Origin of the sequence: Cephaloticoccus primus, assembly GCF_001580015.1 — a bacterium.
In the GTDB taxonomy this organism is placed as follows: domain Bacteria; phylum Verrucomicrobiota; class Verrucomicrobiia; order Opitutales; family Opitutaceae; genus Cephaloticoccus; species Cephaloticoccus primus.
Genome location: NZ_LSZQ01000065.1, coordinates 1 through 16,018, shown reverse-complemented (window position 1 = coordinate 16,018; position 16,018 = coordinate 1). Strand labels below are relative to the sequence as shown.

10 protein-coding genes and 1 tRNA gene are annotated in these 16,018 nt (G+C 64.7%); 6 read left to right on the top strand and 5 right to left on the bottom strand.

All coding sequences use genetic code 11. From position 1 onward, the window contains the following. Positions 1–76: transfer RNA gene (locus AXK11_RS08460), tRNA-Phe, on the bottom strand. Positions 77–199: 123 nt separating this feature from the next. Between AXK11_RS08460 and purD the strand changes: the two genes are divergently transcribed. From purD to AXK11_RS08445, 3 genes are read left to right on the top strand one after another with little or no spacing between them, the layout of a single operon-like run. Next, complete coding sequence (gene purD / locus AXK11_RS08455; RefSeq protein ID WP_197456860.1) at positions 200–1,534, top strand: phosphoribosylamine--glycine ligase; 1,335 nt, start codon at positions 200–202, stop codon at positions 1,532–1,534. Beyond that, positions 1,531–2,415, top strand: a complete 885-nt coding sequence (locus tag AXK11_RS08450) for a hypothetical protein (protein ID WP_068631215.1) — start codon at positions 1,531–1,533, stop codon at positions 2,413–2,415. Before purD ends, AXK11_RS08450 begins: the two co-directional genes overlap by 4 nt. 13 nt (positions 2,416–2,428) lie before the next feature. Further along, positions 2,429–2,926 carry an arsenate reductase/protein-tyrosine-phosphatase family protein gene (locus AXK11_RS08445; protein ID WP_068631213.1) on the top strand — a complete coding sequence of 166 codons (498 nt, stop codon included), beginning with the start codon at positions 2,429–2,431 and terminating at the stop codon, positions 2,924–2,926. A 441-nt stretch (positions 2,927–3,367) separates the two neighbouring features. Here AXK11_RS08445 and AXK11_RS08440 read toward each other — a convergent pair whose 3' ends face one another. Further along, positions 3,368–6,514 (bottom strand): efflux RND transporter permease subunit, encoded by a 3,147-nt coding sequence (locus AXK11_RS08440; RefSeq protein ID WP_068631211.1) that lies wholly within the window; start codon positions 6,512–6,514, stop codon positions 3,368–3,370. Between the two features lie 45 nt (positions 6,515–6,559). Further along, positions 6,560–7,795, bottom strand: coding sequence for an efflux RND transporter periplasmic adaptor subunit (locus AXK11_RS08435; protein WP_068631209.1), 1,236 nt, complete (start codon positions 7,793–7,795; stop codon positions 6,560–6,562). A 1,727-nt stretch (positions 7,796–9,522) separates the two neighbouring features. On the opposite strand from AXK11_RS08435, the gene AXK11_RS10105 reads away from it, so the two are divergent. Continuing rightward, the gene (locus tag AXK11_RS10105; protein ID WP_068631207.1) at positions 9,523–10,239 is read left to right on the top strand and encodes a PEP-CTERM sorting domain-containing protein; all 717 of its coding nucleotides are present in this window, start codon (positions 9,523–9,525) and stop codon (positions 10,237–10,239) included. A 468-nt stretch (positions 10,240–10,707) separates the two neighbouring features. Here AXK11_RS10105 and gcvH read toward each other — a convergent pair whose 3' ends face one another. Together gcvH and gcvT are read right to left on the bottom strand one after the other, a co-directional pair. Further along, complete coding sequence (gcvH, locus tag AXK11_RS08425; protein ID WP_068631205.1) at positions 10,708–11,088, bottom strand: glycine cleavage system protein GcvH; 381 nt, start codon at positions 11,086–11,088, stop codon at positions 10,708–10,710. Further along, positions 11,085–12,281, bottom strand: coding sequence for a glycine cleavage system aminomethyltransferase GcvT (gene gcvT, locus AXK11_RS08420; protein ID WP_068631203.1), 1,197 nt, complete (start codon positions 12,279–12,281; stop codon positions 11,085–11,087). The genes gcvH and gcvT overlap by 4 nt, the downstream gene beginning before the upstream one ends. A 348-nt stretch (positions 12,282–12,629) precedes the next feature. On the opposite strand from gcvT, the gene lgt reads away from it, so the two are divergent. Then, a complete protein-coding gene (gene lgt, locus AXK11_RS08415; RefSeq protein ID WP_068631201.1) occupies positions 12,630–13,493 on the top strand; it encodes a prolipoprotein diacylglyceryl transferase in 864 nt (287 codons plus the stop codon). A 339-nt stretch (positions 13,494–13,832) separates the two neighbouring features. After that, the coding region (locus AXK11_RS08410) for a hypothetical protein (protein WP_156469287.1) at positions 13,833–16,018 on the top strand (2,186 nt) is incomplete at its 3' end.

Below are 16,018 nucleotides of genomic sequence, written 5' to 3'. Positions count from 1 at the left end.
TGGTGGCAAGACCCGGAATCGAACCGGGGACACAAGGATTTTCAGTCCTCTGCTCTACCAACTGAGCTATCTTGCCGTGCCCAAGGAGGGCGGAGAAAAGGTTTCGCTCTTCTTTGCGTCAATGGGAATTTGGTACGGTTGTGCATTGGCCTGTGAGCTCGACGCTGTGGCCCGGGCTGCTCCATGTTCGCCGGTTCTTGTGACTCCTTCGCTCCCTTCTTCCATTCTTGTTGTTGGCTCCGGTGGCCGTGAGCACGCGCTGGTGCGCGCGTTGCGCGGCGCGGGTTTTGCTGCGGCCTCCAGTGCAGCGCAGCCTGCGGATGCTGCCCGCCCGCGCGTGATTTGTGCGCCGGGCAATGCGGGAATCGCCGCCGATGGCGTGCCTTGTTTTCCGGTGGCGGCGGACGATGTGGCCGGCCTTGTAGCTCTCGCGCAGCGCGAGCAGGTCGAGTTCGTCGTCGTAGGGCCCGAAGTGCCGCTGGCGCTTGGGCTGGCCGATGCGCTGCTCGCGCAGGGCATCCCGACTTACGGGCCGACGAAGGACGGCGCGCGGCTCGAAGCCTCGAAGATTTTTACCAAGGAGCTTTTGTTTAAGCACAAAATCCCGACTGCGGCGGCGGCGATTTTTGAGGACGAGGCGGCGGCGCTCGCCTACCTGAAAACGCATCCGGCGCCGATCGTGATCAAGGCCGATGGGCTGGCGGCGGGCAAGGGCGTCACCGTCGCGCAAACGGATGAGGAGGCGGCTGCCGCCGTGCGCGAGATGTTTGCGGGCAAGTTTGGCGAGAGCAGCCGCAAGATCCTGATCGAGGACTGCCTGGAAGGGGAGGAGACCTCGATCCTCGTCGTCGTCTCGGGGCGCGATTATGTGATCTTGCCGACTTCGCAGGATCACAAGCGGATCGGCGAGGGCGATACGGGGCCGAACACCGGCGGCATGGGCACTTACTCGCCCGCCGAGGTCGTCACGCCCGAGGTTTACGCGCGGATCGAGCGCGAGATCGTGGCGCCCTCGGTCAACGCGATTGCGGACGAGGGGATCGCGTTTTGCGGGACGCTTTTCATCGGGCTGATGCTCACCGCGCAGGGGCCGAGCGTGATCGAGTACAACACGCGTTTCGGCGACCCCGAGACGCAGGTCGTCTTGCCGCGGCTCGACTGTGATTTGTGCGAGCTGCTCTGGCGCGCCGCGCGCGGAGAGCTCGCGGGCTACGCGTTGCGCGTGAAGCCCGACTACGCGCTTTGCGTCGTGATCGCTGCGCAGGGCTATCCGGAAAACCACTACCGCAAGGGCGACGAGATCAAGCTGCCCGCCGCGCTGCCCGAGGGCGTCGAGATCATCCACGCGGGCACGGCGCACGATGCGGCCGGGCGCGTAGTGAGCGCGGGCGGGCGGGTGCTCGGCGTCACGTCGATGGCAGCGAGCCTCGCCGAAGCCGCGCGCCGTGCCTACGCGGCCTGCGAACAAATCGAGCTTGTGGGGAAATACTATCGGCGCGACATCGGCGCGCGCCAACTCGCCCGCGAGAAATGAGGCGCGCTCTGGCAACTCTCGGGCTGCTCTGCGCGGCGGTTCTGCACGCCAACGCCAGTGCTGGCGGCGTAGCGTTCGCGGGCGCGGCGGCAGTTACCGCTGATGCCGCCGCCCGCGCTGTGGCGACGCAGCCGCGCGCGGAACCGGCGGCCAGCCCTGCTCGCACAGAAAAACCGCCCGCGCCCGCGCCCGTGCGGGTGCTTGAGGCGGGGCTCGGTTATTTGCGCGCGGCGCAGGGGGCGGGCAGCGCGCTTGCGTTTCCCGACGCGGCCCTCAGCAGCCATGCCGCCCTGGCGGGCTTCGTGCTCGACCTGCGCTATGCGGCAGGCAGCGAGCGCGAGGCTGCGCGCCTCGGCGCGTGGTTGGCGGAGTGGGCGGAGACGGATTCGGCGCCCGTTTTCTTTATCCTCGTTAATGCAGAGACGGCGCCCGCACTGAGCTTGGCCGCCGCGCAGTTTGCGCAAACTCACGCGGCACTTTTGATCGGCCCGGCGGGTGGCGCGGTCTCGCCGGACATCGTTCTGCCGATTGATCCGGAGCAGGAGCGCGCGGCCTATGCGGCGTTTGCGACGGGCGAGGCCGCGCCCGCCGTCCTCATCGGCGAAGCCGCTGCGGCCAACAAGCCCCGCTACGACGAAGCCGCAGTGATCGCCGCGCACACCGATCCCGCGAAAAATGCGCCCGGCGATAACGTCAGCAGTGTTGCCGACGCTTCCCGGCACGGCTCGCGCCGCCACGCGCCGCGCAAGGGCGCTACGCAATCCCCGCGCCCGAGCACGGACAGCTCCGCAGAAGACGGGGGCGCGAGCCCGATTGACTTAAGCCTCCAGCGGGCGATTCATCTGCACCGCGCGTGGCGCGCCCTCAAGCTTCACCCTTAGCTCTTTGTCTCCCATGTCAGAAAACACCACCGGTTCGATCGTCGTCGTCTGCACCGCCAACATTTGTCGTAGCCCGATGGGCGAGGGGCTGCTGCGCCACGCGCTCGCTGCGGAGGCCGAGCCGCTGCGCTCGATCCCGATTATCTCGGCGGGGGTGGCGGCGCGCGCAGGTGTCGCGGTTTCGGAAAACTCGGTCTTCGCGCTCAAGAAGGTCGGCATCGATATCGCCGCGCACAAAAGCCAGCCGGTCACGCAAGCCATGCTCGACCAGGCGCTGCTCATCCTGTGCATGACCGAGGCGCACCGCGCGATGATCCGCCACCAGGCCAAACCCGTGCCGCGCGAGCTGCGGCTGTTCCGCGAATTCATGCCCGCAGGCAACCGCCGCGAAATCGCCGACCCCTACGGCGGCCCCAGCGCCCTTTACGAAGCCTGCCGCGACGAACTCGTAGAGGCCATCCCTTCCCTCCTCGCGCATATCAAGGAGCTGTGCGCCGCGAAGTCGGCTTGAGGAGTGTGTAGCCCTTTTTCTTCACTGCGCGTGGGGCGGTGGCGTGGCGCCACGTGCCATTGAATTTGGGAATCGGCCCCGTCGCTACGCGACGAAGCGCGATTCCCAAATTTACATGAACTCCCCCCCTGTCGCGTTGCGACAGGGGATGAGGGATCAAATGCGAATGAAGCGGAAACCCGTTTGGGTGGATATTTTGGGTTTACGGATTCCTGCCCGACCGGAGGTCGGGTATCCCTTACTGTGCGGTTTGCTCGGCGGGCGGTACGCCCGCCGAGCAAACCGCACAGTAAATGGGTGCAGGCACCGCCTGCCGCCCCCCGCGCAGGGGTCTGAAGACCCGTTTTTATTGCGCGCGTTTCGCCCTCCCGCCTAGCCGCGCGTCTTCGACTCCATTTCATTTTGCGGCGCGCTTGTTGGTGCGCCGTCAGTCCAACGCCGCTAGTCCAACGCGGGTGGTGCGGCGTGTTCTAGGGCGCGGGTTTCGCGTTCGATCTGGTCGGCGCGCTGGAGGCCGTGGGCGCTGGATCTGCCGGTGAAGCGGCGGCATTGTGCGTCCATCAGCACGTAGCAGATCGGGACGATGAAGAGCGTCAGAAAGGTCGCGATGGCCAGCCCGCCCACGACGACGATCCCCATCGGGTTGCGCGTTTCGGCGCCTGCGCCGGAGGCGAAGGCGATGGGCACCGCGCCGAGGATGGTCGCAATCGAGGTCATCAGGATCGGGCGGAAGCGCAGCGTCGCGGACTGGAAGGCGGCGTCGAAGGCGTTCTTGCCGGCGACTTGCAGTTGGTTGGCAAACTCGACGATCAGGATGCCGTTTTTGGCGACGAGGCCGATCAGCATGATCAGCCCGAAGCGCGAGAAGAGGTTATCGGTCATGGCCTCGCCCCAGAAGCGCGTGCAGTAGAGCACGAGGAGCCCGCCCGCGAGGGCGATAGCCACGCCGGTGTAAATCGTCAGCGGGTGGATCCATGACTCGAACTGCGCGGCGAGGATCAGAAAGGTGAACAGCAGGGCCAGGCCGAAGAGCATGTAGGTGTCGCCGCTGCTCTCGACGTATTCGCGCGCCTCGCCGTCCCAGGCGTAGCTGTAACCGTCGGGGAGGATGTCGGCGGCCTGGGCCCTCAGGAAGGCGACGGCGTCGCCGATCGTCGTCCCGGGGGCGAGCTGCACGCCGATGGTCACCGAGCGCAGCCGGTTAAAGTGCGGGTAGTTTTCGGGCACGGCGTTTTCGTCGATTTGCACGAGGCTGCCGAGCTGCACGAGCTGGCCGCTGGCCGAGCGCACGTAGAGCCGCGTCAGGTCGCTGGGCGAGCTGCGGTCGGCGTCTTCGATCTGGACAACGACATCGTACTGCTGGTTGCCGCGCTGGAACTGGGTGACGCGGCGGCTGCCGAGCAGGGTTTCCAGCGTCGAGGCGATGTCGGCCACGGGTACGCCGAGGTCGGCAGCGCGTGCGCGGTCGATGCGGACTTCGAGTTGCGGCTTGGTGGGCGAGGGGTCGACGCGCGGTTGCTGGAAGCGAGGGTCCTGGCGCAGCGCGGTGATGAAGCGCTGGCCGAGCTGCTGGAGCTCGGCAAAGTCGCTGCCTTGCAGGACCATCTCGACGTCGCTGCCGCCGCGCCGCCCGCCCAGCGGCCGCAGGGGCGAGACAAAGGCCTGGCCGCCCGTGGAGATCTCGCGCAGCCGCGCGCCAAACTCGCGCGACACGGCCTGGGTCGTGCGCGTGCGATCTTCCCAGAGCTGGAGCCGCGCAAACATGAACGCGCGCCCGCCGCTGCCCGTGCGGTGAAAGGTGCGGTCCATCTCGGGGATTTTCAGCAGCTCCTGCTCCAGCTCGTAGGAGTACGCCTGCATGTACTGCGGCGTGGAGCCGACTGGCGGGATGAAGTTTACGCGGAAGGAGCCGCGGTCTTCCAGCGGGGTGAGCTCGCGCTGGAGCCCGCCGTAGAGCCAGAAGCCGCCGAGCGTCAGCGCGAGCGTCGCACCGAGCACGATCCATTTTTGGCGAAAGGCGCCGCGCAAGATCCGCCCGTAAAAACCGGCGAGCCACTCGAAGAACGGCTCCGTCTTGCGGTACAGCCAGTTGTGGTGGATCTGGCCGCCCTGCCGCTTGATGTGCAGGATGCGCGAGCAGAGCATCGGCGTAAGCGTCAGCGAGACGAAGGCGGAGACCACCACGGCGACGGCCAGCGTGATGCCGAACTCGAAGAAGAGCCGCCCGGTCTGCCCTTTTTGAAAGGCCACCGGCAGGAACACCGCCGCCAGCGTGAGCGTGGTCGCGATGATCGCGAAGGCGACCTGCCGCGCGCCAAAAATCGCCGCGGGCACGGGCGCCTCGCCGTCCTCGATCCGCCGGTAGATGTTTTCGAGCATCACGATGGCGTCATCCACGACGAGGCCCACGGCCAGCACCAGCGCGAGCAGCGTCAGCACGTTTATCGAAAAGCCCATCCAGCTCATCACGGCAAAGCTGCCCACGATGGAGATCGGGATCGCCAGCAGCGGGATGAGCGTCGCGCGCCAGTCGCGCAGGAAGATGAAGATCATCAAGACCACGAGGATCGAGGCCTCCCAGAGTGTCTTGTAGACCTCCTTCACCGAGCGCTCGACGAACACGCTGGTGTCGTAGCCGACCCGTACCTGTACGCCCTCGGGCATCTCGCTCTGGATGATCGGGATGAGGGCCTTGATGCCGTTGGCGACGTCCAGCAGGTTGGCCTGTGCCTGGCGCACCACGGTGACGCCCACCGTCGGCCGCCCGCGGAAAAACGATTCGCCGCGGTAGTCCTCGCGGCCGAGCTCCACGCGGCCCACGTCGGAAAACTTCACCTGATAATTCCCCGCCGTCGCGAGCACGAGGTGCTCGTAGTCGATGGGGTTGGCCATGTTTCCCTGCACCTTGATGGGGAACTCGCGCGAGAGCGATTCGATGCGCCCGCCGGGGATTTCGACGTTTTGCTGGCGCAGCGCGCGCTCCACATCGGAGACGGTGAGGTTATACGCGGCGAGCCGGTCGGCGTTGACCCAGAGGCGCATCGCGTAGCGCGGCCCGCGGATGTCGACCGAGCCCACGCCCTGCACGGTCTGGAGCCGCTGGATCGCCGTGCGCTCCACGATCTCGTAAAGCTCCGAGCGGTTGTGCCGGTCGGAGTTTATCGCCAGCGTCATGATGGGGCTGGAGTCGGACTCGGTCTTCGACACGCGCACGTTTTCGATCTCGGGCGGCAGCCGCCCCATCGCGCGGCTCACGCGGTCGCGCACATCGTTGGTCGCTTCGTCGATGTCGCGGCTGAGGTTAAACTCGATGGAGATCTGCGAGCGCTCCTCGGCCGAGGTCGAGCGGATGACGCGGATGCCCTCGATCGAGGCGATTTCCTTTTCGAGCGTCTCGGTGATCTTGGTCTCGACGACCTCCGCGCTCGCGCCGCGGTAGCTGGTCTCCACCGAGACGATGGGCGAGTCGATGCTCGGGTACTCGCGCACCGGCAGCTCGTTGAAGGACAGCAGCCCGATGATGATGATCAAGATTGAGGCGACCAGGCAGATCACGGGCCGCCGGATGGAGAGGTCGGAGAGAATCATGTCGGGAGGAGGGGAGGGGGGGGCGGCGGTCGCGGCGCGATTGACTTACTCGGCGACGTGCGGGGCGAACTGCGCGCGCAGCGGCTGCGGTGTGAGCCTCAACCCCGGGTACAGGACGAGCGCGCCCACGCCCGCAGCGACGACTGACTGGCCCTCGGCGAGCGCGCCCGGCTCCAGCGGCTCGATCTCCGCCAGCCCCTGCGCGCGCAGCCCGATGCGCACGGGCACGAAGTCGGCGACTGGCTCGCCATCTTCGTCTTCGCGCACGGCGATTACCTGCGTGCCACTGCTTACGGTGAGGATCGCGCCCTCGGGCACCGTCAGCACGCCCTGGCGCACTTCGAGCGTGACTTCCACATTGGCAAACATTCCGGGCCTTAGCGCGGCGGGAGCCTCGTGCAGGTAGCCCTTGATCTCGCTGGAGCGCGTCCCGCGATCAATGATCGGACTCACAAAATATACCTCGCCTTCGAGAAAGCCCGCTGTCGGCGCGGCGCCAGCAGCGGCCGAGCCCGAGTAGCGACTGGTGCCCGCATTGGCGCTCGCGCTGCGGCTCGCGGCTGCACTGCCGCTCCCCTCCCGCGCCGCACTCGGGCTGCCAAAGTCCAGACTGCGCGAGCTGATCCGAAACGGCGTGCCGGGCCGCACCTTCGTCAGGTAGCGCTCGGGCACCTGAAAATTCATTTTCAGCCGGCTCAGATCGTTGATCGTGGTGAGCACCGAGCCGCTCGTCACGTAGTCGCCCGGCGAGATCAGCCGCGCGCCCGTCACGCCATCGAAGGGCGCTTTGACCGCGGTCTTCTCGATGCGCAGCCGGAGCAGCTCGAGCTCGGCGCGTACTGCCGCAAACTCGCTGCGCGCGCGGTCGTACTCGGACTGCGGGATCGTGCGCGACTCGTTCAGGTTTTCGCTGCGGGCGACGTTGCGCTCCGCCAGATCGTAGCGCGCCTCGACCTGCGCGTACTGCGCGCGCAGCTCCGAGTCGTCGATCTTCATGAGGAGCTGGCCCTGCTTCACCGCCTGCCCTTCCTCAAAGTAAATCGCCAGCACCAGCCCCGAGATCTCGGGGCGGATCTGCGCGGACTCGTTGGCCTCAAGCGAGCCGACGACGCTCATCGACTCGCGCAAATTGCCGCGCGTGATCGGCGCGACCTCCACCACCTGCGCGCGCTGCGCCGCCGCGCTACTGCCGCCGCTGTCGCCCGCTGACTTTCGGGAGCAAGCCGTTCCAAGTGTGGCCGCGATAAACGCTGCCAGTGCGCACAGGGGAAATCGTTTCATAGGGCGAAGCAGTTTCCCTACTGAACCTGATTCGCAACCCCCGCAACCCTCCTGCCCAGTTTTTCTTCGGCACCTTGGGGTCGACCGGTCATTGCGTGGCGCAGGTGTGCCGCCAAATAAAATGAGTCGAAGTTGACGAGCCGCCAACGAGCGGCTCGCCAGATGAAAGGGTCGAAGACCCCTGCGCGGGGGGCGGTGGCGGGGCGCCACATGCCATTGAATTTGCGATTTTGCCCGTGCGCTGCGCGCCCGACCAAAATCGCAAATTTAACGGGACATCCCCCAGTCGCGTTGCGACTGGGAGTGAGGCCTCAAATGCGGATGGAGCGCGTACCCATTTGGGCGAGATGAAGCGATTTGCCGGTGAATCACCGATTAATGGTCGGGACCTTTCTACTGTGCGGTTTGCTCGGTGGGCAGAAGGCCCACCAAGCAAACCGCACAGTAAATGGGAGCAGGCGCTGCCTGCCGCCGCCCGCGCAGGGCCGCTCCACGCGCAGTGCGGGCAGGTTCGCGGGAGATCTATTCGTCATGCGTATTGATACCGATAGTATTGATGCCAATAGCATAAGTAAAACGGGGCTGATATAAAGTTCCAGCTCATGATTCGTTTTCATTCTACCCTACACAGCTTATATAAGTATATTCTCCCCGCCCTGCCGGTGAATGCTTACAAAAGTGGGCCACCGTCTGGCCGCTTGGTAACGGCGGCTCTGTTCGTGTTTACACTTGGTGTAAGCGGACCAAGTGAGAGCCAGGCGCAGATCATAATCAATGTATCGCTCGGGCAAACCGTCACTTATGGGAACCTGCCTGGAGCGGGCTATGTTTTCCAAGGTGCAGGCCGCGTTAATTTGACTGGGACCAATCCTGCCGTCACGGGCTCGGTGACGGTTGAGGGCGTGGAACTTCGGCTTGGGACCTCGAACATCGCCAGTGGTGGAGCGCGTCTTTATAATATTAACAGTCTCAATATAAAAAGGGGTGGCATGTTTACTATGGCCTCTGCTCACTTCGGCTATCCATATCGCAATCAGATCTCTCCCAATGCGAATATTTATTTGGACTCAGGGTATTTAAATATCCTGAATGCTCATAGCGGGAATGAGAAGGTCTCTGACCTGATCCTGTCAGGAGGCGCAAATAAATTGGAGATGATGGGGGCCGCAGGATATAGCTATAGCTTTTCTCTCGTGGCAGAGAAACTGATTAGCGAGGGGATTGGGACACTTTTAGTTCTTCCTTCTGAGGGGTATACTCAGGGGCCTGTTGATCCAGACTTCCGCGTGACTCGTATTAGGTTGATCTCTGCTCCGACGTTAGTTGGCGGTATATTCCCTTATTCTGTGATAAGTTTTCGTACATTTCCTTTAGGTGGAACTCTCGGTGATTATTTTTTCTCTGGAATTTCTGCTACCCCAAGCCGATGGGAACTCGGTAACTATGAAATCGTCAGGTCTGCTACTCAAACGACTGCGCAGACGGGCTGGGGGTCGGCTGCGTTGAATATTACGATAGCGGCGAATCAAACGCTGACGGCGAACCGGTCGATCAACTCACTGCGTTTTCTCGAATCGCGAAATGTTGATCTAAACGGCTATACGCTTTCGGTAAACGCGGGGGCCTTTCTTACAGGGCGTCCCGGGAGAATACATCAAATTAACAATGGCACGATTACGACTGCGCAGCCTCGCTACTTTTTCCATGTTTATGGGACTCGACTCTCGGTGAGCTCCAACATTTCCGGTGCGAACAAGGAGCTGGTAAAATCGGGTCCGGGCGAGCTCGTCTTTTATGGCAGTCAGGCGAATGGCTACTCGGGCAGGACTTATGTGCATGAGGGCACGCTTGTGCTCAACAAGTCGCCCGGGGCCAAGGCTGTGGGGAACATCGTGGTAGGTGACGGCGGTGGAACCGACATCCTGCGGCTGGATATGAGTCACCAGATTGACGACTCGGCCACGGTGACGCTGAAGGGCGGCTCACGTGCTAAAAACATGACCGGCCAGGGTGTTTTACAGTTTAACGGAGCGGGTGGCACGGGGCTTACGGAAAAGATTCACACGCTTCAGGCGGATGGTCAGGGCGTGATCAACTTTGCGGGCGGGACGCGCGCGCGGGCCAATGTTCTGGAGACCACACGAGTACTCCTGCCGACTGCGGACGATACGCTGTTTATCCGCAACTGGATCGAGTTTTCCGACTACTTCCTCGTAAGCCGCGCCTTCGCGCCCAACTCGGAGGCCCTCTCCCGAATCTGGTTCGAGGGCTGGAGCCCGGGCGCAAAACTGCGCGACTACAATTCCAGCCACTGGGAAATCGTGCCTCTGGCCGCCCCCGAGCCCAGCACCTACGGCGCCCTCCTCGGCGCACTGGGCGTCGCCGTCATCGTGTGGCGCAAACGGAAGGCAGGACGGCGCACCAGCGAGTGCGCCGCAAAATGAATGAGTCGAAGACTCCCCTGCGCGGGGGGCGGTGGCGGGGCGCCACTTGCCATTGAATTTGGGAATCGGCCTCGGCGCGTAGCGCCGAAAGCACGATTCCCAAATTTCGCTCCCCCCAGTCGCGTTGCGACTGGGAAGAAGGCATGCGGATGAAGCGGAAACCCGTTCTGACGCGGCGTCGTTGCCGCCGCGTCAGAGCCACATGTTCCGTAAACCAATGAAAACCTGCCTCAATGAGTTTTCCGCATCATTCGCGTTTTGGGATTCCTCGCCTGTCGCAACGCGACAGGGGGAAGATCCTTTAATTTGTGATTTTGTTCGGGCGCGTAGCGCACGCGACAAAATCGCAAATTGAATGGAAGTGGTCACTGACCACCGCCGCCCGCGCAGGGCCGCTCCACGCGTAGTGGGAGTCTTCGACTCTTCTTTTTGGCGAGGCCCTCGTTGGGGCCTCGTCAGGGCAAAGCGCTAGAGTTTTGCGGAGTAGGCGGTGGCGTCGAGCAGCTCGTCGAGCTGGGCGGGTGTTTCGATCTGCACTTTGAGCATCCAGCCTGTGTTGTAAGGGTCGCTGTTGATGGTCTCGGGTGTGGCATCGAGGGCGGTGTTGACCTCAAGCACGGTGAGCGAGACGGGCGCGTAGAGATCGGAGGCGGCCTTGACCGACTCGACTACGCCGAAGCCCTCGCCCTTGGCGAGTGTGGTGCCGACGGCGGGCAGTTGCACAAAGGTGATGTCGCCCAGCGCGCTTTGCGCGTAGTCGGTGATGCCGATCAGGGCGGTGCCGTCGCCGAGGGGTTTCAGCCATTCGTGGGAGTCTGCGTAGCGCAGGTCTTCGGGAAGTGTGCTCATGAAGTCTTTTTTAGGGTTACGAATGGGGCTTTGACTAGTTGCAAGTCGAGCCGCGTGCCGCGGATGTCGACCCACAGCGGCGCGGTGCCACTGCGCGCGCTTGCGGCGGCTGCGGCGCTCACCAGGGCGGTGCCGATTGCCTCGCCCAAGATCGGCGAGAGCGTGCCGGAGGCGACGCGCCCGACGGCGGCCCCGCCCCTCCCGCAGCTCTCGCCCCCCGCGGCGCCAGCTCCTGCCCCTCCCGCCTCTCCCGCCCCAAAGACGGGAGCCTCGGCGCGGACGATCCGGCGATCTCCGGTTTTAAAAAATACCAAACGCTGCGCGCTGCCTTGCTGTTTCTCGACGAGCAGTGCGGCGCGCCCGATGAAGTCGGCGGCCTTGTCGAGCTTCACGGTCCAGCCGAGCCCGCCCGTGAGCGGCGAGATCGTGTCGCTGATCTCGTGTCCGTAGAGCGGGTAGCCGGCCTCCAGCCGCAGCGAATCGCGCGCACCGAGGCCCGCGAGTTCGAGCCCGTGCGGGCGGCCCGCATCGAGCAAGGCGCGCGCCAGGTCCACCGCTGCGCCGCTGGCGTGGTAGAGCTCGAAGCCGTCCTCGCCCGTGTAGCCGGTGCGGCTGATCACGCAGTCGATGCCTGCGACCTGGCCGGTGGTGAAGTGGTAGTAGCGCAGCGCGTCGAGCGGGGCCGCCGTGAGCGGCTGCAAGATCGCGGCGGCGGCGGGGCCCTGGAGTGCGAGCAGGGCGGTGTCCGCGCTGCGGTCGGTGATGCTCACCGCGCCGTGGTCGCTGTCGGTGCCGCCAAAGGCCGCGGCCCGCTCGCGGATCCATGCGAGGTCTTTGTCGATATTGCCCGCGTTGACGCAGAGCAGGAAGTCCTCCTCGCTGCGCATGTAGATCAAGAGGTCGTCGATCACGGTGCCGCGCTCGTAGCACATCGGCGTGTAGAGTACGCGGCCGGGGCTCATCTTGCTGACGTCGTTGGTGACGAGGTGGTCGAGCAAGGCGCGCGCTTGCGGGCCCTGCACCTCAAACTCGCCCATGTGGCTTACGTCGAAGAGGCCGGCGGCGTGGCGCACGGCCTTATGCTCCTCCAAAATACTGCGGTACTGGACGGGCATCTCCCAGCCGGCGAAATCGACCAGGCGGGCCCCATGCTCGGCGTGAAAGTCGCGTAACGGCGTGCGCTTCAAACTCATGGGTGAGGAGATGCACAGCGAAGCAAGGGCGCAGCAAGGCTGTATTCGGCGCAGCGTGTGCGCGCGTGCCCCCGCAAGCGCCGCGAGATTTCCGGCAAGTGCGTGCGGAGTAGGCAGGCGTGCGCGGCGTGTGTGTATGCAGCGTGTGTGTGCACGAGCCGGACGTGGGCCGCCCCGCGCCAGAGTGGTTGTGCGGAGAAGTGCGAGCGAGTGCGCATGCTCACACGCGAGTGGCCAAGGGCTTGGGAGAAAGCGTGCGTGTGCGTATGCGCAGCCGCGGGAAATCGCGCGGGGAGAGTTTAGGGTCGTAACTGGCGGCGCGCGGCTACACTTGGCCGCGCTATGCACATGTTGCCTCGCTGCCTCGCTTACTGGACTCACGACCTAAGCCCGTTCCTGCTGCGTTTTGGCGAGGGCGAGCTGGGCATCCGCTACTACGGGCTGGCGTACTTGTGCGGTTTTGGCGTCGGAGCGGCGCTGCTCTACCTCTATGCGCGCGCCCAGCCGCCGCGCTCGCAGCTCCCCGCTGCGCGCGTGGCCGACTTTTTAACCGTGCTCGTCATCGGCGTGATGGTGGGCGGGCGCGTGGGCTACTTCCTGCTCTACCAGACGGGGCTTTTGTTCAGCGATCCGGCCAGCGTGCTGCGCGTGTGGGAGGGCGGCATGGCCAGCCACGGCGGTTTCGCCGGCGTGATCTTGGCGGCGGCGTGGTTTGCGCGGCGGCAGCGGATCGGCTTCCTGCATCTGGGCGACCTCGTGGCCTCGGTCGCGGCGGCCGGGCTGCTCTTTGGCCGCGTGGCGAATTTCATTAACGGCGAGCTCTGGGGGAAGCCCAGCAGCGTGGCTTGGGCGGTGATCTTTCCGGCGAGCCCGTATCCGCTCGTGCCGCGCCACCCTTCGCAGCTCTACGCGGCGCTGCTGGAGGGCGCGGTGCTGCTCGCGTTTGCGCAGTGGCGTTTTTGGAAGACGCCGGTCGTGCGCCGCAGCCCGGGACAGCTCGGCGGCGAGTTTCTCGTCGCCTACGCGTTGCTGCGAATCGTGGGCGAGGTGTTTCGCGAGCCCGACGCCGCGCTGATCTTCGGGCTGAGCCGCGGCACCTTTTACTCCCTGATCACCGCCGTAGCGGGGCTCTGCCTCATCGCCTACGCCCGCAAGGCCGCCCCCGCGAAAAACCACACTCGCGCCGCTGCCCCCGCGCGCCGCGCCAAATGAATGGAGGGCTTCGCCCTCGCGCCCTCGCGGGCTATCGGGCCACCGCACCGCGCCGAGCTGAAAGCGTCGGCGCCGCGCCCGCACCTTGCCCTGCGCTCAAGTGAAAAAGAGGCCGCGCCCGTACTCCGTCCGGTACCGCGCTGCTCCTGTGTCTGGTGGAAGGAGTCAACGCGCCTGCGCTTCCTTGCTCAAAGGGGCCGGGCGCAGACCTACGGGAGCGGTGGGGGAAAGCACGGATGGCTTTGGCGTTAAAGAGTGCTGTGCGCCGTTTGCTTACTGGCTGCGGTGAATTACGTCCGGCCCGCTCCATCAAGACCGATACTTGCTCCAGTTCGCAGTGTGTTCGCGCTGCTTTGGGGTGCGCTGGCCGTATTCATTGCCACGACCGCGACGGCCCAGGTGCTGCTGCCCGCGCGCCGAGACCTCGTCGCTACCAGTACGCGCACCGTGTTTCCCGGTGCTGGGGCGATTGTTGCGCCCCAGTCCCCGCCGCTCAGAAAACGCAAGCGGGTGCTCGAGCAGAGCGCGGGTGATTGGCTCAAGTATCTTGATGAGCCTGTGCTTGCTGGAGACGGCTTCGCTGACGATCTCGGGATCGTCCTGCGCGATGGCGGTGTCCTGCGGCTGGGTACCGACCTCGATATCGAGCTGGGCGCGGGCGAAAACCAGCTCCGCTGGGAGGGCAGCGGGGGCTTCGCCGCCTATGGCCGCGCCCGCCGCGTGCGGCTAAGCACGGCTGACGGGGCCCCGATCCAGTGGGGCGGCACCGCGCATTTCCTCGGTGAGTACGACGAGCTGATCTTTGGCGCGCGCGATGCCGATGCGACGCTCGTCTGGGATTCTGCCCTGAACCTCGGCGGCCTGGATCGCACGGTTCGTGTGATCAGGAGCGAGGCGGGTTTCGGCGGCGCGACCGTGCGCTTCGACAGCAGTTTCTCCAACGGCGACCTGATCTTCATGGGGGATGGCCGCGTCGACCTGAACGCCGCCAATACCGAGCCTCGCTACACCGTGACGACGCGCGGAGTCGAGCTGCGGCTCTCCGGTAGAGGTTCGCTCAAGACCCCTTGGTTCCTCGTCGGAAACGGGGGCTCCCTCATCCTGGACAACCTCGGCACCTACAACCCTGACCGCCTGCGAGACGACGGTCATATCCACCTCGAGTCCGGCACCTTCGCCTACTGGGGCGGCAGCGGGCTCTCCCGAGAAACAGTCGGAACCGTTGTCTTGCTGCGCGGGGCCAACACGATCGACGTCGTCAACAACAGCACCACTGCCTTCACCCGATTAATCTTCAGTGGCATAGAGCAAGGCCTCGGTGCGACGGTCAACTTCACCAACTCCCGCCGCGCGAACGGCGAGTTCGGCACAGGCGCGACGAAGACTCCGCAGATCAAGGTCACCAACACCAAGCCCGGTGCACGCGTCACGCCGGTTGGCGGCATCCTGCCCTACGCGACGGTTAACGGGAGCGACTTCGCCACCTTGCAGAAAGGCTTCCTCGTCGCCTACAGCGGGTATCACACGGGGGATCCGGCCGGCTGGAACGAGAAGGTAAACGCCTCCCCGACCGGCGACCACACGCTGGGCCGATACACCGAGCTCAACTCGCTGCGGCTCACCGGACAGCGACTCACGATCCACGACAGCGGCTTGCGGCTAAACGCCAATGCGCTCCTCGCCACGGGCGCAAAGGAGAGCCGGATCGACGGCGGCACCCTCTACACCTCCAGCGCCGTTATCGATGATCACAGTTTTTTTGTGCACGTCTACGGCAGTGGTGGGCTGACCATCAGCTCGTCGATACAGCCGCATCCGAAAAAGGGCAGTGACGATATCAACCTGGTGAAAACAGGTGACGGCATCCTGCGGTTCAGCGGCGACCAGGATAACGAATTCAGCCCCTGGGCCTGGCACCACGTCAACCAGGGCACGCTCATCCTTGCCAAAACCGGCGGTGCCCTCGCCCTCGGCGGCATCGTTGAAGTGGTTGAAAAAAGTGTCCTGCGCCTCGAAGGCAGCCAACAGCTTGCGGCCGATACGACCCTCATGCTGCGCGGTCGCCCTCCAGGCATCCGGGGGGCAAATGACGTCGGCGGGAGCAGTACCCTGCAGTTTGGCAAAGTCGCGGGGCGCAGCGGCGGGATTTCCCAGACGATCTCCGACCTCTACGTACTTGAGCACGGCATCATCGAGTTCGACTCGGGGAGCAGCCCCGACAGCCCCAACACCCTTTATATCGAACAGAGCTTCGGGATGGAGGGGGAGCTCGGCTCGGACGAGCTCCTCCTCGTGCGCGGCTGGCGCCAGTACTCCGACCGCATCCTCATCCGCCGTACTGCCGCCATCAACCATGCCGATCTCTCGAAGATCAAGTTCGAGGGCTACGAGAGCACCCGCCTCGTCGATTACAACGCCCACTATCTGGAGCTCGCCGGTTTTGGCGTAGTCCCCGAGCCCGCAGTGTACGGCGCGCTCATCGGCACGTTTTCACTGGGATTCTTTGCTTGGCGCGAGCGGCGCAA

Coding starts and splice junctions, on each gene's coding strand:
- AXK11_RS08450 (WP_068631215.1), top strand. CDS start 1,531: ATGAGGCGCGCTCTGGCAACTCTCGGGCTGCTCTGCGCGGCGGTTCTG.
- lgt (WP_068631201.1), top strand. CDS start 12,630: ATGTTGCCTCGCTGCCTCGCTTACTGGACTCACGACCTAAGCCCGTTC.
- AXK11_RS08435 (WP_068631209.1), bottom strand. CDS start 7,795: ATGAAACGATTTCCCCTGTGCGCACTGGCAGCGTTTATCGCGGCCACA.
- AXK11_RS08440 (WP_068631211.1), bottom strand. CDS start 6,514: ATGATTCTCTCCGACCTCTCCATCCGGCGGCCCGTGATCTGCCTGGTC.
- gcvH (WP_068631205.1), bottom strand. CDS start 11,088: ATGAGCACACTTCCCGAAGACCTGCGCTACGCAGACTCCCACGAATGG.
- AXK11_RS08445 (WP_068631213.1), top strand. CDS start 2,429: ATGTCAGAAAACACCACCGGTTCGATCGTCGTCGTCTGCACCGCCAAC.
- gcvT (WP_068631203.1), bottom strand. CDS start 12,281: ATGAGTTTGAAGCGCACGCCGTTACGCGACTTTCACGCCGAGCATGGG.